This is a genomic window from Mesorhizobium sp. WSM4849, from assembly GCF_055811385.1.
Map to the genome: position 1 here is coordinate 81,150 of NZ_JBVVPW010000010.1, position 21,824 is coordinate 102,973.

Annotated in this window: 22 protein-coding genes and 1 CRISPR repeat array; of the genes, 12 read left to right on the plus strand and 10 right to left on the minus strand. The window is 61.9% G+C overall.

Annotated elements, in window-relative coordinates:
- Positions 1-242: 242 nt before the first annotated feature.
- Positions 243-677 (minus strand): redox-sensitive transcriptional activator SoxR, encoded by a 435-nt coding sequence (gene soxR / locus AC0L3L_RS13255; RefSeq protein ID WP_095518917.1) that lies wholly within the window; start codon positions 675-677, stop codon positions 243-245.
- Between the two features lie 86 nt (positions 678-763).
- On the opposite strand from soxR, the gene AC0L3L_RS13260 reads away from it, so the two are divergent.
- Positions 764-1,486, plus strand: a complete 723-nt coding sequence (locus tag AC0L3L_RS13260; protein ID WP_473637890.1) for an SDR family NAD(P)-dependent oxidoreductase — start codon at positions 764-766, stop codon at positions 1,484-1,486.
- The gene (locus AC0L3L_RS13265) at positions 1,483-2,565 is read left to right on the plus strand and encodes an S-adenosylmethionine:tRNA ribosyltransferase-isomerase (protein ID WP_473637891.1); all 1,083 of its coding nucleotides are present in this window, start codon (positions 1,483-1,485) and stop codon (positions 2,563-2,565) included. The genes AC0L3L_RS13260 and AC0L3L_RS13265 overlap by 4 nt, the downstream gene beginning before the upstream one ends.
- Here the strand turns inward: AC0L3L_RS13265 and AC0L3L_RS13270 are convergent.
- Positions 2,524-3,108, minus strand: a complete 585-nt coding sequence (locus AC0L3L_RS13270) for a GNAT family N-acetyltransferase (RefSeq protein ID WP_473637892.1) — start codon at positions 3,106-3,108, stop codon at positions 2,524-2,526. The genes AC0L3L_RS13265 and AC0L3L_RS13270 overlap by 42 nt on opposite strands.
- A gap of 456 nt (positions 3,109-3,564) precedes the next feature.
- On the opposite strand from AC0L3L_RS13270, the gene AC0L3L_RS13275 reads away from it, so the two are divergent.
- On the plus strand, positions 3,565-4,284 hold the full coding sequence (locus AC0L3L_RS13275; RefSeq protein ID WP_473637893.1) for a DUF899 domain-containing protein: 720 nt from the start codon (positions 3,565-3,567) through the stop codon (positions 4,282-4,284).
- Between the two features lie 566 nt (positions 4,285-4,850).
- On the opposite strand, the gene AC0L3L_RS13280 is transcribed toward AC0L3L_RS13275, so the two are convergent.
- Positions 4,851-5,543, minus strand: coding sequence for a hypothetical protein (locus AC0L3L_RS13280; RefSeq protein ID WP_473637894.1), 693 nt, complete (start codon positions 5,541-5,543; stop codon positions 4,851-4,853).
- Between the two features lie 174 nt (positions 5,544-5,717).
- Between AC0L3L_RS13280 and cas3 the strand changes: the two genes are divergently transcribed.
- Genes cas3 through cas2 form a run of 7 tightly spaced genes read left to right on the plus strand, consistent with a single transcriptional unit; the run spans position 5,718 to position 13,514 of the window.
- Positions 5,718-8,087: a CRISPR-associated helicase Cas3' gene (gene cas3, locus AC0L3L_RS13285; RefSeq protein WP_473637895.1), complete on the plus strand. Its 2,370-nt coding sequence runs from the start codon at positions 5,718-5,720 to the stop codon at positions 8,085-8,087.
- Between the two features lie 47 nt (positions 8,088-8,134).
- Positions 8,135-8,803 (plus strand): type I-C CRISPR-associated protein Cas5c, encoded by a 669-nt coding sequence (gene cas5c, locus AC0L3L_RS13290; protein WP_473637896.1) that lies wholly within the window; start codon positions 8,135-8,137, stop codon positions 8,801-8,803.
- Positions 8,800-10,548, plus strand: coding sequence for a type I-C CRISPR-associated protein Cas8c/Csd1 (gene cas8c, locus AC0L3L_RS13295; protein ID WP_473637897.1), 1,749 nt, complete (start codon positions 8,800-8,802; stop codon positions 10,546-10,548). The genes cas5c and cas8c overlap by 4 nt, the downstream gene beginning before the upstream one ends.
- Positions 10,545-11,501 (plus strand): type I-C CRISPR-associated protein Cas7/Csd2, encoded by a 957-nt coding sequence (cas7c, locus tag AC0L3L_RS13300; RefSeq protein ID WP_473637898.1) that lies wholly within the window; start codon positions 10,545-10,547, stop codon positions 11,499-11,501. Before cas8c ends, cas7c begins: the two co-directional genes overlap by 4 nt.
- A gap of 2 nt (positions 11,502-11,503) precedes the next feature.
- The gene (gene cas4 / locus AC0L3L_RS13305) at positions 11,504-12,184 is read left to right on the plus strand and encodes a CRISPR-associated protein Cas4 (protein WP_473638001.1); all 681 of its coding nucleotides are present in this window, start codon (positions 11,504-11,506) and stop codon (positions 12,182-12,184) included.
- Complete coding sequence (cas1c, locus tag AC0L3L_RS13310) at positions 12,181-13,215, plus strand: type I-C CRISPR-associated endonuclease Cas1c (RefSeq protein ID WP_473637899.1); 1,035 nt, start codon at positions 12,181-12,183, stop codon at positions 13,213-13,215. The genes cas4 and cas1c overlap by 4 nt, the downstream gene beginning before the upstream one ends.
- An 8-nt stretch (positions 13,216-13,223) precedes the next feature.
- Positions 13,224-13,514: a CRISPR-associated endonuclease Cas2 gene (gene cas2 / locus AC0L3L_RS13315; RefSeq protein WP_473637900.1), complete on the plus strand. Its 291-nt coding sequence runs from the start codon at positions 13,224-13,226 to the stop codon at positions 13,512-13,514.
- Between the two features lie 200 nt (positions 13,515-13,714).
- Positions 13,715-15,467: a CRISPR direct-repeat array (repeat unit 32 nt; unit sequence GTCGCCCCTCTCGCGGGGGCGTGGATCGAAAC).
- A 323-nt stretch (positions 15,468-15,790) separates the two neighbouring features.
- Here cas2 and AC0L3L_RS13320 read toward each other — a convergent pair.
- Together AC0L3L_RS13320 and AC0L3L_RS13325 are read right to left on the minus strand one after the other, a co-directional pair.
- Positions 15,791-16,207: a GFA family protein gene (locus tag AC0L3L_RS13320; RefSeq protein WP_473637901.1), complete on the minus strand. Its 417-nt coding sequence runs from the start codon at positions 16,205-16,207 to the stop codon at positions 15,791-15,793.
- A 24-nt stretch (positions 16,208-16,231) separates the two neighbouring features.
- Positions 16,232-16,702 (minus strand): SRPBCC family protein, encoded by a 471-nt coding sequence (locus AC0L3L_RS13325; protein ID WP_473637902.1) that lies wholly within the window; start codon positions 16,700-16,702, stop codon positions 16,232-16,234.
- A gap of 209 nt (positions 16,703-16,911) precedes the next feature.
- On the opposite strand from AC0L3L_RS13325, the gene folP reads away from it, so the two are divergent.
- Positions 16,912-17,745 (plus strand): dihydropteroate synthase, encoded by an 834-nt coding sequence (gene folP, locus AC0L3L_RS13330; RefSeq protein ID WP_473637903.1) that lies wholly within the window; start codon positions 16,912-16,914, stop codon positions 17,743-17,745.
- A 9-nt stretch (positions 17,746-17,754) separates the two neighbouring features.
- Here the strand turns inward: folP and pqqE are convergent, their stop codons facing one another.
- From pqqE to pqqB, 4 genes are read right to left on the minus strand one after another with little or no spacing between them, the layout of a single operon-like run.
- Positions 17,755-18,876: a pyrroloquinoline quinone biosynthesis protein PqqE gene (gene pqqE / locus AC0L3L_RS13335; protein WP_473637904.1), complete on the minus strand. Its 1,122-nt coding sequence runs from the start codon at positions 18,874-18,876 to the stop codon at positions 17,755-17,757.
- Positions 18,873-19,169, minus strand: a complete 297-nt coding sequence (pqqD, locus tag AC0L3L_RS13340) for a pyrroloquinoline quinone biosynthesis peptide chaperone PqqD (protein ID WP_123148295.1) — start codon at positions 19,167-19,169, stop codon at positions 18,873-18,875. Before pqqD ends, pqqE begins: the two co-directional genes overlap by 4 nt.
- Complete coding sequence (gene pqqC, locus AC0L3L_RS13345) at positions 19,166-19,924, minus strand: pyrroloquinoline-quinone synthase PqqC (RefSeq protein ID WP_473637905.1); 759 nt, start codon at positions 19,922-19,924, stop codon at positions 19,166-19,168. The genes pqqD and pqqC overlap by 4 nt, the downstream gene beginning before the upstream one ends.
- Positions 19,921-20,859 carry a pyrroloquinoline quinone biosynthesis protein PqqB gene (pqqB, locus tag AC0L3L_RS13350; RefSeq protein WP_473637907.1) on the minus strand — a complete coding sequence of 313 codons (939 nt, stop codon included), beginning with the start codon at positions 20,857-20,859 and terminating at the stop codon, positions 19,921-19,923. Before pqqB ends, pqqC begins: the two co-directional genes overlap by 4 nt.
- A gap of 202 nt (positions 20,860-21,061) precedes the next feature.
- Between pqqB and AC0L3L_RS13355 the strand changes: the two genes are divergently transcribed.
- The gene (locus AC0L3L_RS13355; RefSeq protein ID WP_165848570.1) at positions 21,062-21,199 is read left to right on the plus strand and encodes a hypothetical protein; all 138 of its coding nucleotides are present in this window, start codon (positions 21,062-21,064) and stop codon (positions 21,197-21,199) included.
- A 58-nt stretch (positions 21,200-21,257) separates the two neighbouring features.
- Here the strand turns inward: AC0L3L_RS13355 and AC0L3L_RS13360 are convergent, their stop codons facing one another.
- Positions 21,258-21,815, minus strand: a complete 558-nt coding sequence (locus AC0L3L_RS13360; RefSeq protein WP_473637908.1) for a PQQ-dependent catabolism-associated CXXCW motif protein — start codon at positions 21,813-21,815, stop codon at positions 21,258-21,260.
- Between the last annotated feature and the right edge of the window lie 9 nt (positions 21,816-21,824).

Here is a 21,824-nt window from a genome sequence, read left to right on the forward strand (position 1 = left end):
CTTCGCGCCGCGCTGTCGGACCTGTTGCGCCTTGGCCACCGTCCTCGTCGATCCTTCAGACATCGCTATCTGCGACAAGGAGGGAGCTCGACATCCTGGCGCGCCCTGACATCAATAGGCCGGCTTTTGCCACCGAGCACGACAAAAGGTGCACTGTCACCGTAATTTAATTCTGTAATTCAAACGCATCCGCGAACTGCCCATCACACCGGACAAGCTGCTCTGACAGGCACGCTGCCAACTTATCCCAGCCAATACCTCGGCCCCGGCCCCTTGCGACCTGCCATATCGGCAGGGTTCGCAAGGCTACACCGGTCGATTGACAGGCAGCCGCAACCGATGCACTCGGTAAGCCCGGACCTCAGACGCTGCAACTCGGCGATGCGCTGGTCGATGCGCTTGGTCCACCGGCCCGACAAACGCGACCAATCCCGACGTGACGGCACGCGATCGGCTGGCAACTTGGCGAGTTCGCCGCCAATCTCCTCAAGAGTCAGCCCAATTCGCTGCGCGAAGACGATGAAGGCGATCCGGCGCAGCACCGAGCGCGGATAGCGCCTATGCCCCGAGCCGGCCCGCTCGGAAGCGATCAGCCCGCGCTCCTCGTAGAAACGCAATGCCGATGAGGCGACGCCGCTGCGCCGCGACACGTCGGTGATGGTCAGCATGGATTCCATGCGTGAACGAAAGCACAATTCCCGCTTGACTTCAAGTTAACTTGAACTTGTAGCAACAGGCCGTGCAGATTGAAGGAGCACCGGCAATGCAGACGAATATCGATCTTCGGGGACTTCGCGTGGCGGTCACGGGCGGCACGTCCGGCCTCGGACTGGCGCTTGTGGGGCAGCTTGCCGAGCAGGGTGCGTCCGTCGCCTTCGTCGCCCGCACCACCGCCGACGTCGAACGCATCGCCGGCGAGACCGGCGCGCACGGCATTGTCGGCGACGTCGGCAAGAAGGAAGACATCTACCCGATCGCGTTGCAAGTCACCGCCAGCCTCGGCGGGCTCGACGTTCTGATCAACAATGCGTCGAGCCTTGGACCTGTTCCTCTGGCGCTCCTTGCCGATACCGAGTGCGAGGAGCTGGAAAAAGCGCTCGCGGTCAATCTCGTCGGCGCGTTCCGGCTGACGAAAGCCCTGTTCGGTGCGCTTGCCGCGTCCGCACGCGAGGGCCGTGGCGCGCTGGTGATCAACATCTCCAGCGACGCAGCGGTGAACGCCTATCCCGGCTGGGGCGCGTATGGTGCGAGCAAGGCTGCTCTTGCCCATCTCACGGCGATTTGGGACGAGGAGGCGAAAGCCGACGGCATCCGGCTCCTCGCGCTCGACCCCGGCGATATGGACACTCCGCTGCACGCGCTGGCGCTGCCTGACGCCGATCCGTCGACATTGAAGCGCCCCGAAGTGGCTGCTGCCGAGATCATCGAAAAGATGCTCGACGCGTTGCCGGTCAGCGCAACGATTCTCGCCGGGACACACGGATGATTGCCGCCGACCGTCCCGATCGGCGCTCCGCCAGGCTGTTCGTCGTCGAGGCAGACGGCGCGATGCACGACCTGCCGCGCGCTGGACTCGCGACGCTATTCGATCCCGGCGATCTGGTCGTCGGCAACGACGCCGCGACCTTGCCTGCCAGCTTGCACGGAACGCATGTCCCCAGCGACAAGGCGATCGAGATTCGCCTGGCAGGTTGGCTGTCACTTCCCGATCCAACCCGCTTCGTGGCTATTGCCTTCGGCGCGGGCGATCACCGCACGCGCACGGAAGACCGGCTGCCTCCGCCGCCGCTGTCACCAGGCGACTGCCTCCGGCTCGGCCCGCTGGAAGCCGTCGTAGAGCGCCTTCTCGACCATCCTCGCCTTCTCGAGCTGCGATTCCCAGGCAACCGCACACCGGTGCTTGCAGGCCTGGCGCAGCACGGCCGGCCGATTCAATACGCGCATGTTGCCGAGCCGTTGGCACTGTGGGATGTCTGGACGAAGATTGCCGCCGGGCCGGTCGCGTTCGAGGCGCCGTCGGCAGGCTTTGCGCTCGACTGGCGCACGCTCCAAGCCTGGCGTCGGCGCGACGTCAGCTTCGCAACACTCACCCATGCCGCGGGCGTTTCTTCCACCGGCGATCCCGCGCTCGACCTGCGCCTCCCTTTCGACGAGCCGTACCGCATCCCTGAGCGCGTCGCGGCGCAGGTCGCGCGGGCGAAGTTGCGCGGCAGCCGCATCATCGCGATCGGCACGAGTGTAGTGCGCGCGCTTGAGGCAGCTGCCAATCCCGATGGCAGGGTGCGTGCCGGAAATGGCATTGCGACAGGGCGCATCGCGCGGGACACGCGGCTTCACGTGGTCGATGCTATTCTCACAGGCGTCCACCAGCCGGGCGAAAGCCATTTCGAGCTCCTGCGCGCTTTTGCCGACGATGCTCTGCTCGCCAAGGCCTCGGCAACCTTCGCCGCGTACCGATACCGCACGCATGAATTCGGCGATTCCCTGCTGCTCAATCGCCAACCGCTGCATCTAATGGCAGGCTCAACGCGGTCGCCGCAGCATCGGGACGAGCGTCGGCGATGAACCGACCTGGATCGCGCCGAGCGGTTCGAAGCCGTGGCGTCGGTAGAACGGAATGTTGCGCGGGTTCGAGGATTCCAGATAGGCAGGCGCGTGATCGCGATCGCACTGCGCGAGCGCGTATGCCATCAAGGCTTCGCCGAGACCTTCGCCCTGATGCGCCGGGTCGACGCCGATCACGGGCAAGTACCAATGCGGTTCGGCCGGGTGGTACTTGGCCATCTGCTCGAATACAGCGGCGACTTCAGGGGCAAGAGAGGGCGCAACCGTGCTCTCGACAACCGCACCAAGCCCTTCCTCGTCGGGATGCACACCGGGCGACAGCCACAGCGCCGCCCCGGCGTAGCCATCGGTGCAAAAGGCGCTTCCGTTTGAGAATGCCCTGGCCCCGAACGCGCGGACCAGTCGCGGCATGGCGGCAAGGTACTGGTGTGCATGCGGCCAGGTCCATCGCGCCATGGGATCCTCTGCAAACGCCAGCACGATGGTTCCGACCGCCGGATCTTCATCGGCCGCGGCCATAACTCTCACTGTCGGCGATTTCATGCTGCCCTCCAAGTGACGCAGGTGGTTCGACGAGGCGCCCGCGCCCTCAACTGGCTCCGCAACAAGCGGGCAGGAGTCCGCTCAGGCAAATTGCGCCGCTGTGTTCGCTTGATGAACTCCATCAAGAGGGAGAGCGCGGGTTCGGCGTGCGTCTCAAGCAGGAAATGCCCGCCGCGAGGGAACATCAGCACCCTCGCCTTGTGACTCCGTCCTTCTTTTTCAACCTGCGGTCCGCAACGCATCGAGCAGAGGTGTTCGAGCGGGAGCGCTATCCATTTCCAGCTTGTAGTCTTCGAAGGCCAAGGTGACATCATTGGCATCCGTGATCAGGGAGTCCATCGGAAACCCGCCCCACATCAGGCTACCATGTTTCGCCTCCGGCGTTAAGTTTATCTCCTGACGCAACAAGTTGTTTCGAGAAACGGAAAGGAAACCCCGAGGAAGGAGACGGGAGCGATGACGAAACACAAGACCGGAACACGCGAGGAATGGCTGCGAGCGCGGCTCGCACTGCTCGGGGCGGAGAAACGGCTCATACGGCAGAGCGACGAGCTGGCGCGACAGCGACAGGAGCTGCCGTGGGTTCGGATCGATAAGGAGTATCTATTCGAGACCGAGGAGGGAAGCGCCTCGCTCGCCGACCTTTTCCAAGGGCGCTCGCAACTCTTCGTCTATCATTTCATGTTCGGCTACGGATACCGGCTCACCGATGAGCGCCAAGGATGCACCGGATGCTCCTTGATCGCCGATCACTTCGACTGCGTAATCCCCCACTTGAACGGCCGCGACATTACCCTCGTTTGCGAATCGATCGCCCCGTTGCAGGACATCCAGGATTACAAGCAGCAAATGGGCTGGCGCTTCCCGTGGGTTTCGTCGCTCGGGAGCGATTTCAAATACGACTTCGGCGCCGCCTTCACCGAAGAGCAGCAGAGAGACGGCGCCAACTACAACTATCAGCATGTCGACAGGGCCGAGCCGCAGAAGGAGGGAATGAGCGTCTTCGCGCTCCAGGACGGTGCCGTCTACCACACCTACTCGACCTACGCCCGTGGCACCGAGGTGTTTATGGGGGTCTACCGTTTCCTCGACCTGGCTCCGTGGGGAAGGAACGAGAACGGGCTCGAATTCCCCCAGGCATGGTGGCGCCGCCATGACGAGTACGGCAATCGCTGAGCGGCATGGGCACAACCGCTAATTACGGTGGCAGGTGCGCCGGGAGACCGGCAAGGAGTAGGTGGTGGAAGTCCACTACGATGAAGGATTAGCAACCCGCATCGGCCCCGAGCCGTGCGTTGTCGGTCGCGAGGCCGGGAACGAAGCGTCGGCAGGGGAACGCATAGGCCAGCCATTGAGCCGCGAAAGGTACAATCGGAGCGCCGACGCCGTCTGTCAGGCGGAAGGCGAGAGGTCGCACGCGCCATTGCGAGTGTGGGAGCGGCTCCGCGCGGTCACAGACCCTGGCATGTACGGACGCTCCTTGCACGGGAACCGGGAGGTCTCTCGCTCGGCCCGGATGGCTTCGGCCGCCGGGGTCCGCATCGGCGAGCGAGGACGGCACGCCCCGGACACCGAGTCGGACCGGCGTGTCCCACGACCTCGAGCCATTTGACGAAACTAACAACCGCTTTTCCGGGTGACCTTTTTTCCTCGGCAAGGACAGTGTTCAGGTGGGTCTGCTGCCGGTTCTAGGTGCCGGGCCGGGAAGTCCGCGAAGGTCGCGAATCGGTTCGCTCGAACTGTCAAACGCCGAGTCTCTGATCCCATGGAGTGACTTCAGCAACGGATGGATGGATGTGGAGCACGAATTTACCCATCGGGTTGCGCTTTGGCACGCCCATGACGTGGTCCACGATCTGATAGACAGCCCGCCACTCTGCCGCGCTGCTAGGGCCGTTCATTTCGGTGTCGTCGATGAAGTTGACAAGGATGAGCCAGGCACTGACGCCGTTTGTACGCAAGAAATTCAGGTGCGCATAGCGATTGGCCAGTTGGTAGAATGTCTCGATCCAGGGCGCTTTCGGTTTCGCGCCCATGCCGTCGGCCGTGGCTTCCAAAGACCGTTCGATGATCGAGCGAGTCAACGAGCTGGCGCTGGATCCAGGCGAGCAGATTTCACCGACATGTGCTTTGGCCTCAACAAGTAGGATGCTACCGGATGATGTCCTGCCGAGTGCGTCCCATTGAGGTCCACGCCGGGGCCAAAATTCTAAGAGCCGATCTCGCAGTTCTCCGTGACCTATCAGATCGAGAAACGCGTCATCGCGGTATTCAGCGTAGTCGTCATCACTCCGAGGCGACAGCCATGTGATCTGCCCTGTTTCGCCCAGCAGTGAAGTGATCTGATCGTCGAGAATTTGGGGATGCCGATTTACTGCGCGCTGTATCCATTTCAGGCTACCTCTTTTGCCAATGGGCTGCCGCACGCGCGTCATATGCCTTCCTCCGCATTGTTCGTCCGATTGATTGTAACGCCAGCAATGTGATCGGTTCGTTTACGGTTCGCGTTGAATAGTGCCAGCTAGGTTGTTCGACTGGAGGGGCAGTAGTGGATTATCAAGGCATCGGCCGATTGGAACGCGTAGCGCTTCGCGAGGTACACGAAGCCCATGATTTCACGCAATGGCTTCACTTTGCGCGTCTCCAGTCGAACGGCGCTCAATTTTCGCAGAGGCACGATGTACTACGCGCATTCGACCGTCGAGCCCGTTCGCTCCAACTGGCAACCCTTGAACGACCATCTCATCGCTGTCGCCGCGGTCGCGCAACAATTTGGCGCGCGGATCGGCATCGGACGTGCAGCCTGGCTTGCTGGCCTGCTTCATGATCTCGGGAAATACACGCCGCAATTCCAGGCGCGATTGTCCGGTGCGGAGGAGCGAGTCGATCATTCCACCGCAGGCGCTGCCACTGTTGTCCAACTGGCGCGGGCAGCCAAAGCGGACGACAGGATCGTTGCCGAACTAATTGCCTATTGCATTGCCGGTCACCATGCCGGTCTCCCGGATCAACAGGGCGAGGCTCTTTCCACATTGTCCGAACGCCTCAATGGCTTTTCGGACGAGGGACTCGACCCTGTCTGGAAGTCCCAAATCGCGCCAGAGATTGCCAATCTCTTGCCGCCGTTCCCCGACTGGGAAAAGACGGACAAGGCAAGAGCCGCCTTCCAGCTCGGCTTTCTTGGCCGAATGATTTTTTCCTGCCTCGTTGATGCGGATTTCAAGGATACTGAACAATTCTATGCTCGCACTGAGGGAAGGCACGTCGACCGCAGTTGGCCAGAATTGCAATTGATCCTGCACAGCCTTACCGAGGCTTTCGACGTCCATATGGGCCAACAGCGTAGATCGGACACATCGGTCAACGTGTTGCGAGCGAACATTCTCGACCATGTCCGTTCGCGCGCAACCGAAAAGCCGGGCCTCTTCACGCTGACGGTGCCGACCGGCGGCGGCAAGACGCTCGCCTCACTCGGGTTCGCCCTCGATCACGCCAAAGCACACGGGCTTGATCGCATCATATATGCCATCCCGTTTACATCGATCATTGACCAGGCGGCGGCGATCTTTCGCGAAATACTTGGTGATGATGTCGTGCTGGAACACCACTCCGCAATCGAGGATGAGGAGCGCCGCCCACGTGAACCACGGGATGCCGACAGCACGAAGGCCGACAAACACAAGCTCAAGCTCGCCATGGAAGACTGGGCGGCGCCTATCGTGGTCACGACCAACGTGCAATTGTTCGAGAGCCTGTTTGCTGCGCGAACGTCGCGCTGCCGCAAACTGCACAACATCGCCAACAGCGTCATCATTCTCGATGAGGCGCAGACATTGCCGCGCCAGCTTCTCATCCCTGCCGTTTGGGCGCTGCGCGAACTTGCCGAGAATTATGGCTGCAGCATTATTCTATGTACCGCGACCCAACCGGCGCTCGACCAGCGAAATTTCCCGTCAAAGCATCCGGCCGGCCTGTCGCTGGCAGGCCGCGAATTGGCGCCGGACCCCGATGACTTGGCAGAAAAACTGGAACGCGTCAGGCTGGTCCATGGTGGCGCGATGGACGACATGACCGTTCTGGCCGAACTCAGCAAGACCAATCAGGGCCTCGTCATCGTCAACAGCCGCAAGCATGCCCTGGCGCTGTATCACCAGGCGAAGGAGACTCGCCTCCAGGGCCTCGTCCATCTGACGACGCGCCAATATGCGGCGCACCGGCGCGAGATTCTGGCGGCGGTCAAGCAGAGACTTCTGAACGACGAGCCCTGTCGCATGATCGCGACCTCGCTGGTAGAGGCCGGCGTGGATCTCGATTTCCCGAGGCTTTGGCGCGCGGAAGCAGGATTGGATCAAATAGCGCAGGCCGCCGGGCGCTGCAATCGCGAGGGGCGGCGACCGGTGGAGGACAGCATTGTCACTGTGTTCAAGGCACCTGAAAACCCGCCACCACCGGAGATCGCGGGGCTTTCGAGCGACATGGCCCGGATGATGGCAAGCCACGAAAAACTTCTGTCACCCGCCGCGATCGAGGATTTCTTCGGCGAGGTCTATTGGCGCGTCGGCCCCGAAGGGCTGGATCGTGGACGCAACGACAGATTGCCTATCGTGGACAAGTTTCGTATCGGCGGCAGCGGCACGAACTTTGCCTATCGCTCGGTCGCCGAGAATTTTCGCGTGATCGAGAGCGGCATGGTTCCGGTGATTGTCGCCCGAGCCGAACAAGCGAAAGCGGCGATTGCAAAGCTGAGGATCGAGACGATTCCGTCCGGCGTGATCGCCCGTGACTTGCAGACCTATGTCGTACAGGTGCCGCCGAAGGCGCGGGCGCGGCTTATCGCCTGCGGCCATGTGAAATTTGCCGAGGAGAGGCTGCGCGGTGACCAGTTTGCGGTGCTCATGACGCCGGGTCTCTATGACCCGGAAGTTGGCCTCGTTTGGGAGGACGCCGAATATTTATCGCAAGAGGCTATTGTCATTTAGTTCCTGATATGTTCCTTGCGTATCAAATGTCTCTGGGGGAGGGGCGAATGTCATTTGGCGTCAGGCTGAGGGTTTCAGGGAGTCACGCCTGCTTTACGCGACCGGAGATGAAGGTTGAGCGCGTCTCCTATGACGTGATGACGCCCTCGGCGGCACGTGGAATTCTGGAGGCGATCCACTGGAAGCCGGCCATCAGATGGGTGGTGGACAATATCCACGTCCTGAAGGCCATTCGTTTCCAGTCCATCCGGCGCAACGAAGTTGGCAGCAAGGTCTCTGCTCGAAACGTCAAGACCGCCATCAACCGCGGCAACCTCGAAGGGTTGCACCTTCTCGTCGATGAGGATCGCCAGCAGCGCGCCGCCACCGTGCTCGTCGACGTCGCCTATCTCATCGAAGCGCATTTCGAGATGACCGACAAGGCCGGCCCCGATGACAACGAGGGCAAGCATCTCGACACGTTCAACCGTCGCGCGGCGCGCGGGCAATGCTTCCACCAGCCCTGCCTCGGCACACGCGAGTTCGCGGCAGCCTTCGAACTGCTGCCGCCCGGTGCACCGTTGCCGGACGCGATCAATGAAACGCGCGACCTTGGCTTCATGCTGTGGGACATCGACCACGGGGCGCCGGACAAGCCTTCGCTGTTTTTCCGTGCTTGCCTCAACAACGGGGTGATGCCCGTTCCGGCTCCCAATTCTTCGGAGATCCGGAGATGAGCATTTTGGCTTCACTTGCCAAGGCCTACGACCGTCTGCCCGATGCACCGCCTTTCGGCTACTCCACGGAAAAGATCGGTTTTGTCATCTCGCTCAACCCAGACGGAAAGGTGGCTAGCGTTACTGATCTGCGTGATGGCACGGGCAAGAAAAAACTGCCGCGCATGATGCAGGTGCCGCAACCGACCAAACGCACCGCGGGCATCGCGCCTAATTTCCTCTGGGATAAGACTTCCTACGTGCTTGGCGTCACGGCAGGAGAGGGCAAGCGCACAGCCGACGAGCATGCCGCTTTCGTAAAACGCCACCGCGATGCGCTAGAAGACTCGGAGGACGCGGGCCTGCGGGCGCTTTCTCTATTCCTTGAAGGTTGGGCGCCCGGACGGTTCGTGGGACCAACATGGCTTGACGAGATGAAAGACCAGAACGTGGTCTTCGCGCTCGAAAGCGAGAGGCGCCAGGGCATATATCTTCATGATCGGCCAGCCGCCAAGGATTTGTGGGTGGACCGGAGCAGCGGCGGCGGGGATGCCGCCTCGATCTGCCTCGTGACCGGCTCGAATGGAGCGGTTGCGCGCCTCCACCCGGCGATCAAAGGCGTATGGGGTGCGCAATCCTCCGGCGCTTCCATCGTATCGTTCAATCTCGACGCCTTCACGTCCTATGAACACGAGCAGGGCGACAATGCTCCTGTCTCCGAAGGTGCGGCCTTCAAATATTCCACGGCGCTCAACACATTCCTTGCTGGCAAGACCAACCGGATCCAGGTCGGCGATGCCTCCACCGTTTTCTGGGCTGATGCCTCGAACGCCGAGGTGGCGCGTACGGCGGAAGGCACGTTCGGCGCGATGTTTTCGGAAGTCGACGAAGTCACCCAAGCCGGCAAGGTCGGCGATATCCTCGCACGCATTCGCAAGGGCCTGCCACTCAAGGTGGTCGCCCCGGAACTTGAAAACGGCGTCCGCTTTTATGTCCTTGGTCTTGCGCCGAATGCCGCTCGGCTTTCGATCCGGTTCTGGTTCGAGAACGATTTCGGCGTGCTGGCGAAAAACTACCAGCGCTTCGTTGCCGAAATGGAGGTCGATCCGCCGCCGCGCGACGCGAACACCGCGCTATGGAAATATCTTGCCGAAACCGCGGTGCTGGGCAAGCGCGAAAACGTGCCGCCGAATCTCGCCGGCGAATGGATGCGCTCGATCCTGACGGGCACCCGTTACCCTCTGTCGTTACTCTCGACGGTGCTGATGCGCATTTGCGCGGACGGAGAGGTGAACGCGCTCAGGGTCAGTATCCTGAAAGCGCTGCTCGTTCGAAATTTCAACAAGGCAATTGGGGAGGTTCCTGTGTCATTCCAACCGGAGAATAGGAACAAGGGCTATCTGCTCGGGCGGCTGTTTGCTGCGTATGAACAAATACAAACGGCCGCGCTCGGTCGCAACGTCAACGCCACCATCAAGGATAAATTCTACAGTTCGGCATCCGCCCAACCTCGCAAGGTGTTCGCCCTGCTAGACCGGGGATCAGCCAACCATCTTTCGAAGGTCGGCAAGCAAAGGCCTGGACACAGGGTCAATCTCGAAAAAACCATCGGCGCTATCCTCGAACGCATGTCGCCCGACAGCGATCCCTTCCCGGCCTCCCTTTCCGCCGAAGAGCAGGCACTGTTCGGCCTCGGCTACTACCATCAGCGTGGCGAATTCTTCCGCAAACCCGAAACCGTCGACACACAGGATGCCGCATCATGAACGCCCTTTCCAACCGCTATGATTTCGTCCTGCTGTTTGATGTATCCAAAGGCAACCCGAACGGCGACCCGGATGCCGGCAACATGCCGCGGCTCGATCCCGAGACCAATCATGGTCTGGTGTCGGACGTCAGCCTCAAGCGCAAGGTGCGGAACTATGTCGAGTTCGCCAGAGGCGAACATCAGAGCTACAACATCTACGTCAAGGAAGGCGCGATCCTGAATGAACAGCACCGCAAGGCCTATGTCGCGCTACGCCCCGACGACGGAAAAGCCGCCAAGGACGCGAAGCTAAATCCCAAAGACGACGGTGACGGGCGAGCTCTGACAAGATTTATGTGCGCGAATTTCTTCGATGTTCGCACCTTCGGCGCGGTCATGTCGACCGGCATCAATGCTGGCCAGGTGCGTGGGCCGGTGCAGATGACCTTTGCGAGTTCCATCGAGCCGATCGTGCCCCAGGAAATCTCCATCACCCGCATGGCTGCAACCAATGAGGCAGAGAAAAAGCAAAGAGTGGAGGGCAGCGAGGAAGGCAATGACCGCATCGACAATCGCACCATGGGTCGCAAGCATATTGTACCCTATGGTCTCTACCGCGCCCACGGTTTCGTCTCCGCGAAACTTGCCGAACGCACTGGCTTTTCCGATGCAGACCTTGACTTGCTCTTCGAGGCGCTCTCAACGATGTTCGAGCACGATCGGTCGGCAGCGCGCGGAGAAATGGCAAGCCGCAAGCTCGTCGTCTTCAAACACGCGAATTCGCTCGGCAACGCACCAGCCCATGTGCTCTTTGATCGCGTAAGGGTTGGCCGCAGCATCGACGGCGTGCTCCGCGATGTCGACGATTCCGGCATTGGCAACTATCCACCGGCCCGTAAATTCAGTGACTACAAAATCGAGATCGATCGTGAAGGGCTACCTGACGGCGTGGAGATTATCGAGCGTCTGTGAGCATGGCGCCGGCCGAAACTCTGGCCACCCAGCCCGACGAACGGGATGCCGATCCAATTCCGCTCTCGGCGTTGCAGCACGCTGTCTATTGTCTGCGGCAAGCCGCACTCATCCATGTCGAGCGAATTTGGCAAGAGAACCGGTTTACGGCAGAAGGCCATGTCATGCATATCGCCGCCGACAGGCCGGGCATGCGGCGCGTGCGCAGCGTACGTCGCGAATCTGCGCTTTCGATTGCTTCGAAACGTCTCGGCATCGCCGGCGTCGCAGACGTGGTGGAATTTCATGCGGGCAAGAATGGCGAAACGCCTTACCCTGTCGAGTTCAAGCGAGGTAAGCCGAAGCTGCATCGCGCCGACGAGGTGCAGCTCTGCGCGCAGGGGCTCTGCCTCGAGGAGATGACCGGACGACCGGTGCCGGAGGGTGCACTGTTCTATGGCGAGACAAAGCGCAGGCTCACGGTACCGTTCGATGCGGAACTGCGTCTGCTGACGGAGGAAACAGTCGCCCGGCTGCGCGAAATCTTCGCAACACGCCAGACGCCGAAGGCGATCTACCGTGCTGATCGCTGCCGGGCCTGCTCGCTTGCCGATCTCTGCCGCCCAAAGACCATGGCGAAGTCGGCGCGCGACTGGCGCAACCGAACGCTAGCTCTACTCCTGGAGGAAGATGCCGCGTCGTGAAGAAATTTCTCAACACGGTGTATGTCACTACGGAAGGCGCCAGTCTGAAGAAGGACGGCGAGAATCTGGTAGCCGAGGTCGATGGTGTCGAACGCACCCGTGTTCCGTTGCACATGCTCGGATCCGTCGTCGTCTTCGGGGCAATCTATATTTCGCCGGCTCTCATTGGCGCTTGTGCCGGCACCGGTATCACATTGGTGATGCTCGACCGTGCCGGCCGGTTTCAAGCTAGGGTCGAGGGACCTGTCGCTGGGAATGTGCTGTTGCGGCGGGCGCAGTATCGCGCGTCTGAGGCGCCCGAAGATATTGTGCGCGGGCTTGTCGCCGGCAAGATATCCAACCAACGGGCGGTGCTGATGCGTGGGCTTCGCGACTATGGCGAGGAACTGGCACCGGAAGCGCGCGACCGTGTCGCTGATGCGACGAGGCGTCAGGTGCATATTTTGCGCGGGGTAAGCCTTGCTGGGCTTGACTTGAGTCAGTTGCGCGGTGCCGAAGGCGAAGCTGCCGCGCTCTATTTCAGCGTTTTCGATACCCTGATCCGTTCACCTGATGCGCAAATGCGTTTTCGCGGCCGCTCGCGCCGACCACCGCTCGACCCAGTCAATGCACTGCTCTCGTTCCTTTACACACTTCTGACTCACGACTGCCGCAGTGCGGCAGAAGGGGTGGGCCTCGACCCTGCAGTCGGGTTCTTACACCGTGATAGGCCAGGGCGACCGAGCCTGGCACTCGATCTGATGGAAGAATTACGCCCGGTCTTGGCCGATCGACTTGCCTTGTCGTTGATCAACCGGCGCCAGCTACGCGCCGCCGACTTCGAGGTCCGCGACGGCGGCGCGGTCTGGCTTACCAACGACGGCCGCAAGACCGTGCTTGCTGCCTGGCAGGAACGCAAGAAACAGGAACGCCATCATCCATTCATTGAGGAAAATGCTCGGCTTGGCTTGGTGCCCCACCTTCAAGCGCAGCTTCTGGCCCGTCATCTGCGCGGTGATCTTGACGCCTATCCGCCTTGGTTCTGGAAGTAGCTCGTACGATGATGGTACTGGTGACCTATGACGTGAGCACGACGGAAGGCGACGGTGCTCGCAGACTCCGCAGAGTAGCCAAGGCTTGCCAGGACTTCGGTCAAAGAGTTCAGTTTTCAGTGTTCGAAATCGAGGTCGACCCTGCCCAGTGGATCAAAGTGAAGGCTGGATTGGAGCGAATTATCGATCTTCAGCACGACAGCCTGCGCTACTATTATCTAGGCGCCAACTGGCAGCGGCGGCTGGAGCACGTCGGCGCGAAGCCTGTGGCCGACCTCGGCGGTACCCTCATCATCTGAATCCATTGCAAGCGCGACACAGCGCGAACATGGAGCGTGCCGGAAAATTCCGACGGATTCGCGCCGGCGCTGGTTCTTTGAAATCGTGAAACTATGTGCGTCAAGCTGGGTTTTCGCCCGACCTCTTGCTCAGTCGTGGGGCTATGTTCGCGATCTAGCTCATCTTTCTTCAATCATGGCAATCTGTTAGCTGAGGCACTGTCGCCCCTCTCGCGGGGGCGTGGATCGAAACAACACGCGTGACGGGCTGTTCGACAAGGACACCGTCGCCCCTCTCGCGGGGGCGTGGATCGAAACTGGCAGCGGGCAACGCCGGAAGCCGTACGCTATGGTCGCCCCTCTCGCGGGGGCGTGGATCGAAACGTCACAGACGCGTGAGGCTACTGGCCGCCAATACGTCGCCCCTCTCGCGGGGGCGTGGATCGAAACCACCAGACACACCGGCGATGCGAACGTGCAGCCGCGTCGCCCCTCTCGCGGGGGCGTGGATCGAAACCATCGCACGATAGAATGGCCACCACACGCCAATGGTCGCCCCTCTCGCGGGGGCGTGGATCGAAACCCCAAGGGGTCTGCTGCAACAGCACATCCAACGCGTCGCCCCTCTCGCGGGGGCGTGGATCGAAACTTCAAACCTTCCCCCGGAAACACCGGCATTATCATGTCGCCCCTCTCGCGGGGGCGTGGATCGAAACTACAAGGCGCAGACCCAAGCCGCCATTGCAGCAGGTCGCCCCTCTCGCGGGGGCGTGGATCGAAACTCGATGAATGCGGCATGTTCTTTCCTCGCTTTTTGTCGCCCTTCTCGCGGGGGCGTGGATCCAAACCACATGAAGCGCTCTTCGTGGCCATTTGCCTTGGTCGCCCCTCTCGCGGGGGCGTGGATCGAAACCAATTCACGACGCCGGAAGAGCTCGCCGAATCGGGTCGCCCCTCTCGCGGGGGCGTGGATCGAAACTTGATCTGGAACGCGGCAGTCGTGCCGTCGCCCGTGTCGCCCCTCTCGCGGGGGCGTGGATCGAAACTGTGACTTGGACGTTTGGTTCTCCCGGCGGTGCGGTCGCCCCTCTCGCGGGGGCGTGGATCGAAACCGGCGATTCGGGTTTCTGTGGATCGTCGCCGGGGGTCGCTCCTCTCGCGGGGGCGTGGATCGAAACATTCTGATTGAGCGGCACCTTCACCATGGCCGAAGTCGCCCCTCTCGCGGGGGCGTGGATCGAAACTGTAACACCGTCTATCTTGGGCAGATCATCAACAAGTCGCCCTCTCGCGGGGGCGTGGATCGAAACTTTGCCGATGAGGGCTCGTTTTTCCAGATCACGGCGTCGCCCCTCTCGCGGGGGCGTGGATCGAAACGCGTTCAAAGTGCTCGGTATCGACTTCGTGACGAGTCGCCCCTCTCGCGGGGGCGTGGATCGAAACGCTACACTTGCGGGCTGCGCCTACGGGGCTCTTAGGTCGCCCCTCTCGCGGGGGCGTGGATCGAAACAAGCATATCGTGCCTGACTTTGATCAGGCGCTCAGTCGCCCCTCTCGCGGGGGCGTGGATCGAAACTTCGGCTCGTAGGGGCCGGTGGCGTTGGCGGTGGCGTCGCCCCTCTCGCGGGGGCGTGGATCGAAACGCGGCAGGGTGGGGATCGTCGTCGAGCAGGTCAGGTCGCCCCTCTCGCGGGGGCGTGGATCGAAACTACAGCTTCGTGCTGCGTGGAACGATGGTGAACGGTCGCCCCTCTCGCGGGGGCGTGGATCGAAACCGGTAAAGCTGGATGATCTCGCGGCCCCGCTCGCGTCGCCCCTCTCGCGGGGGCGTGGATCGAAACGACAAGGCCGAGTGGACCATCCTGGCCGAGCGCATGTCGCCCCTCTCGCGGGGGCGTGGATCGAAACTGGTTCATGACGAACATCATGTGTTCGAGCTCGGGTCGCCCTTCTCGCGGGGGCGTGGATCGAAACTTCAGCCCCTCACCAGGAAACACCGGCATGATCATGTCGCCCCCCTCTCGCGGGGCGTGGATCGAAACCGCGATGAGGGGGAAAACTGGGATGCTCGGCAATTCCGGTCCAGAAGTGCTTCGCTGCCCACCGGCCGGCCGCCCAGATACCGACATCGGCGGCGCGGCAAATGCAAGTCGAGCCATTGCCTTCAATCTACACACAGCGACAGCCGAGCACGGCAAAAGTGCACTGTCACCGTAATATTTGCGGTGTTCCCAGCTGGGCCAACGAGATCGAGCCGAAGCCGACAAGATACTTCATTCCATGTGCCGCCGGGCCGGTTAGCCTGGCGGCATCTTCTCGAACGTCTTCAGCGCGGTATCCATCTTGTCCCAGGGGAGAGCCCGGATACCGTAGGTGACAACCGTCGGCTTGAACCGGCCCGGATCGTCGAGACTTCCGGCATAGACCGCGATCGGCTCCGGCATGGCGGCGAATGTCAGGTAGACCGGCGTTCCGCAGACCGGGCAGAACGAATGGATGTTATCGTTGCCGCTGTCACCCGCAATGCGCCAGTCCGTCGCCGTGCCGGTGATCTTCACGTCCGCTCGCGACGGAAACGTCAGATAGGATCCATGACCGGTGCCGCTTCTTTTCTGGCAATCGCGGCATTGGCAGTGGTTCTCGAAGATCGGGGCTGCCTTTGTCTCGTAGCGGACCGCGCCGCACGCGCATCCGCCGGTGTAGAGAGTGCTCATCTGCTCGGCTCCTAGTTCCCGGGTTCAGGCCGCCAGTTCGGAGGCGCGCGGCTTGGCGAAGACATCGATCGCCTGACCCGTTTCGAGGAAGGATTTCAGGCTGGAGAGGACGATCGGCCAACCGCGCTTGATGCCGTTCGCCATCCCGCTGCCGGCTTCGAGCTCGTCATGGGTGACGGTCAGCCGGACCATGGCCTCGTATTCCTCGAGCTCGAAGGTCACCCGGCTGTAGCTCGCCGGATCGGACGCCTGCGAAGCGTTTGCCCAGGTGATGACGAGACGGGTTGGCGGGGAGACCTCGACGACCTTGCCGACGAGCTCGACGCTCCGTTCATCATTGGCGCGGATATGCTCCCAGCTCGAGCCGGGCTTCCAGTCGGAGACGTTCTCGTGGCCCCAGTAGCGCCGTGCGAGGTCTGGCTTGGTTATGGCCTCGAACACCTTTCCCGGTGTCGAGACGATATAGGTCGTGTAGATAAAGCTTTCCTTGGTCATTGCTACGCTCCTTCTTGTTTCGCGAGCATAGGTAGATGGGGAAACCGGGTTCGTGTGAGTGACAATCGTGTCGCGAATGGCTTCTAAAGCGCGTCGCGTTTGACCGGCCTCACGCGACGCGCTTTAGGTTGTTATTTTATGCATGTCGTTATCGCAAAACCGCTGCACACTTTTGCGCGACATGCATTAATATGACGGAAGGTTGATGCATGACGCGCTGGCATCTTGCTCACGGACGGCATCTCGATCTTGGCGCGAAATCGTTGCTGATGGGGATTTTGAACCTCACGCCGGACAGTTTTTCCGACGGCGGAGAATTCGACCGGCCCGAGCGGGCGCTCCAGCAGGCGCGGCGCATGATCGACGAGGGCGCGGCGATCATCGATGTCGGTGGCGAGTCCACCCGGCCCGGCGCCGACGCGGTTTCGGCGCGCGAGGAACAAGCGCGCATCCTGCCGGTCATCGAGGCGCTGTCGTCCGAAGGCGGCAGCCTGGTTTCGGTCGACACCTATCGGGCCGAGACGGCGCGCCTGGCGGTCGCGGCGGGCGCGCATATCGTCAACGACGTGCATGGCCTGCAGCGCGAACCCGACATCGCCCACGTCGCAGCGGAAACCGGCGCCGGCCTCGTCATCATGCACACCGGGCGCGGCCGCGAAAAACTGGCGGATGTGATCGCCGACCAGTTCCTGTTCCTGAACAGATCGCTGGAGATCGCGCGCGACGCCGGCATCCCGGACGATCGGATCGTGCTCGACCCGGGCTTCGCTTTCGCCAAGGACGGCGAGGAAAACCTCGAGCTCATGGCTCGCTTCGGTGAATTGCGCGCGCTCGGTTTTCCATTGCTGGTCGGCACGTCCCGCAAGCGTCTTGCCCGGCACCTGGTCGGCGAAACTGACGAGGGGCGGGACGTCGGCACAGCGGCGACAAGCGTCATCCTGCGGTTGAAGGGCGCTTCGATCTTCCGCGTGCACAATGTCGCGGTCAATCGCGATGCACTGGCTTTCGCCGACGCGGTGCGCGAGCGCGAGACCGGGGAATAGAACAACGCGTCAGGCGGGCTCGGTGACGACGCCGATCCGCCGGTAGACGAATGGTTCGTCCTGCGAAGGAACTGCCGCAGCACGCTGGGCTTCGTCGATCAGCATTGCCATGCGCGCATGGATCGGCGATTTCGCGCAAGCCGGATCCGTGGCGGCGGCATCGCCGGCGATCGCCATCGCCTGGCAGCGGCAGCCGCCCCAGTCGATCTCACGCCGTTCGCAACTGCGACAGGGCTGCTGCATCCAGTCGGTGCCGCGAAAGGCGTTGAATGCCGGCGAATCCGTCCAGATCTCGGCCAGGCTGCGCGGTCCGAAACGCTCAAAACTGAGCGACGGGATGGTCTGTGCGGCATGGCATGGCAGCATGGTGCCGTCCGGCGTCACCATGAAGGCGTCGCGCGCCCAGCCGCCCATGCACGGCTTGGGATAGATGGCGAAATAATCCGGTGGGACGAAATCGATGTTCATGATGCCGGTGAGCCGTTCGCGCGCCGCCGCGACGATCTCCGCCTGCCGGTCGACCGCAGCACGCTCGGGCATCAGTTGATCGCGATTGGTCAGCGCCCAGCCGGCGTACTGCACGTTGGCGATCTCGAGCCGCTCCGCGCCCAGCGAAAGCGCCAGATCGATGAATTCCGGCACCTCCTCGATGTTGTGGCGATGGATCGGCGCGTTGATGGTAAGCGGCAGGCCGGCCGCGCGGGCGCGGCGTGCCGTCTCCAGCTTCTTTTCGTGGCCGCCTTTGTGGTTGCCGATGCGGTCTGTGGTCGCCGGCCGTGCGCCTTGGAAGCTCAGCTGCAGATGGTCGAGCCCGGCTTCGGCAAACGCCTCGATGCGGGCTTCGGCAATGCCGACGCCGGCGGTGATCAGGTTGGTATAGACGCCGCGCGCCGAAAGCCCGGCGATCAATTGCTCGAGGTCGCGGCGCAGCGTCGGTTCGCCGCCGGACAGATGCACCTGGAGAACGCCGAGATCGGCCGCCTGCGAGAACAGGTCGAGCCAGGTCTGTGTATCGAGTTCGCGATTGGCCTTCAGCAATTCGAGCGGATTGGAGCAATAAGGGCATTGCAGCGGGCAGCGATGCGTCAGTTCCGCCAGCATGCCGATCGGAGGGAGAAGGGGCTCGCTCATAGCTTCACCAGCAGCTTGTCCGACCATTCCTGCAGGAAGGCGACGACGTCGGCGGCCACGGCCTCCTGTTCGGCGTCATAATCCGCGGCAAGGCCGGCAATGATGTGGCCGACCGTGGACCGTCCATCGCAGCGGCGCAATATGTCGAGGCTGATGTCGTTGGGCCAAAATACTTTTTCCGGCGAAAGCACGGCGAACGCCTGCCGCACAGGGTCGTACTGAATGCGCACGTGCTTCGGCAGCGATGGCACCGACTGCGGCGACACCAGGGCTCTTTCGCGCAGCGCCATCATTGGGCTGGCTCCGGACGGAAGGCGCCGGGCGGGATGTTTCCGGGCTCGGCATAGGCGTGTTGAAGCGCATCGAGCATGGCCCACAGTATATCGCATTTGAACACCAGCGCATCGATCGCCTGCTGCTGGCGTTCCGCCGTATCGGCATGGCCGAGCACGTAGGCGAGGGCGAAGTCGGCGTCGCGCGAGGCCTGTTCGGGCCGTCGGCTGAAATAGGCCAGCGTATCCTCGGTGATGTAATCGTATTTGGCCAGCATGGCCGGCACCCGCTCGCCGATGATGAGCGGCGAGAACATCTCGGTCAGCGACGACGCGACCGCCTCGAACAGCGTCCGGTTCGTGCAAAAGGAGAGGTAAGCGCCGACCGCGAAACGTGTCGCCGGCAGTGCCAGCCTTTCGCTCTTCACGTCATCGGGATTGAGGCCGAGCGAGGTCGCCAGATGCAGCCAGCGCGCGATACCGCCGCTCCAGCCGTCCTCGCCGTCATGGTCCTCGATGCGTTTGCGCCAGGCGGCGCGAAACGCCGGGTCCTCGGCATGTGCGAGGATCATGGCATCCTTGCGCGGGATGACAGCCTGGTAGCAATAGCGGTTCAGCGCCCAGGCCTGCATCTCGGTCCGCGACAGCGCACCGCTGGTCATCCTGTGATGGAAAGGATGGCGGTTGTGATAGCGCTCGGCACCGACTTGCCGCAGCACGGCTTCGAGTTCGCTGGAGGACAGGCCGTTCCTGGCCGCGTCGTGGAAATCACTCAAAATTCCATCTCCATCCCGTCGCGGGCGACTTCCCAGCCGGCGGCTTTCACTGCTACGTATTCGGCAGAATTCTCGTCCAGAACAGGGTTGGTGTTGTTGATGTGGACGAAGACACGGCGGCCGATCCTCACATCGGCCAGGCCGGCGATCGAACCTGTGTCTCCCGACATTGCCAGATGCCCCATGCGCGCCCCGGTTTTTTGGCCGACCCCGGCAGCAATCATCTCGTCGTCGGTATAGACCGTGCCGTCGAACAGAAGGCAGGCGGCATCGGCTAGACGCGTGCGCAGCGTCGCATCGATGCGCGCGCAGCCCGGGATATAGAAGACGGAGCCGCGACTGCCGGTACCAGTGATACGGACGCCGACCGTGTCGCCGGACTCGGAGCTGAAATTGGCATCCGGCTGGCTTCTTTCCTCGAGATAGAGCGCTATCTTTCCGGGCACGGGAAAGCTCTCGACAGTCACGCCGGTGTCGTGGCCGTCTGCGTCGCAGATCGCCAGTTCTTCCGCCGGCGGCAAGGTGCGTCGCGGCACGAGCGCCGGATCGAGAACATTGAAAATCGAATTCGCCTCCAGCGTCGCCAGAACCTGTGTCGTTGCATAGATGGCGAAGGGTTGCCGCTCACGCAGGCTGAGCAGGCCGGCGACATGATCGACATCGGCATTGGTCAGCACCACCGCACGGATAGGCGTCGAACGCAGCGGCGCATCATGCGCGGGCTGCAATTCAGGCGTTTGCGCAATCTGCTGGCGGATATCGGGCGAGGCGTTGAAGAGCACCCAGCCGGCGCCATCCACTGACGCGGCGATGCTTGATTGGGTTCGCGAATGCACGCCAGCCATCCCGGTGCGAGCCGCGCGGCTCAGGCGATAGTTGCAATTCCATTGCGGAAAGCCGCCGCCTGCCGCCGAGCCGATGATTTTCAAGCGCATTGCAATGCCCGCTCTGCGGCTCATTCAACCAACAGCAAGTTTTGGACCGCGAATGGCTTCCCAAAGCCTTTCCCGAAAACCTCGCGCGGCAAGGCAGTGCGTGCCCCCGTTGCCAGGGACACGCACCTCTGCGGCCTACTTCTTGGGAGGAATTTCAGCAGGCAGATACCGCGAAATTTCGAAGCCCGCAGCAACCTGGCACATGGTCGGTTTCGTCCAGCTCTTCTTCATGGCATTTCTCCTCTTCTACCAGCCCGAAGGGGCCGATCTTTTTCTCAGTCAACCATTGCTGGGCACCATTGCAATGGCTCGTCCATCAGCTCTCAAAATGGACAAATGAAAACGGTAGGTTCTGAAAACTCGAAAACAAGACGATCGAAAATAACAGTGCTCATGCTTCAATTGCTGATCACGTAAGGCTTCTTCTCCTCCAGCGGAAGGTTTTCACGCTCCCATCCATCGGCGCCGGGCGGATACCAGATCACCGCGCTGTAGCCCCATTCGACGGCCCGTTTCGCGGCATTCCACGACATCCAGCAATTCGTCATGCAATAGAACAGAATAGCGCGCGACTTGTCGGCACCGGCTTCGGCCGCGAGGCCCTGGCGAAAATAACTGGCGGTCTCCTCGGAGATAGCGCCGTAACCGACATTGGCGAGCCAGGTGCTGCCTGGGATATCCTTTCTGATCGTGTCTCTCCAAATCGTTCCTGCCGGCAAATTAGCCGGCTTCGGCGTGTTCGGCATGACGTCGAAGAACACCGCCTTCTTCTCCCGCCACAGCGCCTCCGCCTCTGCCGTCGTCACCACGCTTGCGCCCCGCAGCGTCTGCGGCACCGGCGCCCGATATTCGTCCATCCGGTAGCCGTCGGGCTCGGCGACATCGCCAGCCCACATCGGTTGGGTCAGACCCAGAAGGCCCGCAGCGACCAGCAAAATCGTCTCCTTTCCCGTCATAACGGTTTC

What these genes read in the sequence shown, in the direction of transcription:
- soxR (WP_095518917.1), bottom strand. Translation starts at nt 677, where the DNA reads ATGGAATCCATGCTGACCATCACCGACGTGTCGCGGCGCAGCGGCGTC.
- AC0L3L_RS13260 (WP_473637890.1), top strand. Translation starts at nt 764, where the DNA reads ATGCAGACGAATATCGATCTTCGGGGACTTCGCGTGGCGGTCACGGGC.
- AC0L3L_RS13265 (WP_473637891.1), top strand. Translation starts at nt 1,483, where the DNA reads ATGATTGCCGCCGACCGTCCCGATCGGCGCTCCGCCAGGCTGTTCGTC.
- AC0L3L_RS13270 (WP_473637892.1), bottom strand. Translation starts at nt 3,108, where the DNA reads ATGAAATCGCCGACAGTGAGAGTTATGGCCGCGGCCGATGAAGATCCG.
- AC0L3L_RS13275 (WP_473637893.1), top strand. Translation starts at nt 3,565, where the DNA reads ATGACGAAACACAAGACCGGAACACGCGAGGAATGGCTGCGAGCGCGG.
- AC0L3L_RS13280 (WP_473637894.1), bottom strand. Translation starts at nt 5,543, where the DNA reads ATGACGCGCGTGCGGCAGCCCATTGGCAAAAGAGGTAGCCTGAAATGG.
- cas3 (WP_473637895.1), top strand. Translation starts at nt 5,718, where the DNA reads ATGATTTCACGCAATGGCTTCACTTTGCGCGTCTCCAGTCGAACGGCG.
- cas5c (WP_473637896.1), top strand. Translation starts at nt 8,135, where the DNA reads ATGTCATTTGGCGTCAGGCTGAGGGTTTCAGGGAGTCACGCCTGCTTT.
- cas8c (WP_473637897.1), top strand. Translation starts at nt 8,800, where the DNA reads ATGAGCATTTTGGCTTCACTTGCCAAGGCCTACGACCGTCTGCCCGAT.
- cas7c (WP_473637898.1), top strand. Translation starts at nt 10,545, where the DNA reads ATGAACGCCCTTTCCAACCGCTATGATTTCGTCCTGCTGTTTGATGTA.
- cas4 (WP_473638001.1), top strand. Translation starts at nt 11,504, where the DNA reads ATGGCGCCGGCCGAAACTCTGGCCACCCAGCCCGACGAACGGGATGCC.
- cas2 (WP_473637900.1), top strand. Translation starts at nt 13,224, where the DNA reads ATGATGGTACTGGTGACCTATGACGTGAGCACGACGGAAGGCGACGGT.
- AC0L3L_RS13320 (WP_473637901.1), bottom strand. Translation starts at nt 16,207, where the DNA reads ATGAGCACTCTCTACACCGGCGGATGCGCGTGCGGCGCGGTCCGCTAC.
- AC0L3L_RS13325 (WP_473637902.1), bottom strand. Translation starts at nt 16,702, where the DNA reads ATGACCAAGGAAAGCTTTATCTACACGACCTATATCGTCTCGACACCG.
- folP (WP_473637903.1), top strand. Translation starts at nt 16,912, where the DNA reads ATGACGCGCTGGCATCTTGCTCACGGACGGCATCTCGATCTTGGCGCG.
- pqqE (WP_473637904.1), bottom strand. Translation starts at nt 18,876, where the DNA reads ATGAGCGAGCCCCTTCTCCCTCCGATCGGCATGCTGGCGGAACTGACG.
- pqqD (WP_123148295.1), bottom strand. Translation starts at nt 19,169, where the DNA reads ATGATGGCGCTGCGCGAAAGAGCCCTGGTGTCGCCGCAGTCGGTGCCA.
- pqqB (WP_473637907.1), bottom strand. Translation starts at nt 20,859, where the DNA reads ATGCGCTTGAAAATCATCGGCTCGGCGGCAGGCGGCGGCTTTCCGCAA.
- AC0L3L_RS13355 (WP_165848570.1), top strand. Translation starts at nt 21,062, where the DNA reads ATGGTCGGTTTCGTCCAGCTCTTCTTCATGGCATTTCTCCTCTTCTAC.
- AC0L3L_RS13360 (WP_473637908.1), bottom strand. Translation starts at nt 21,815, where the DNA reads ATGACGGGAAAGGAGACGATTTTGCTGGTCGCTGCGGGCCTTCTGGGT.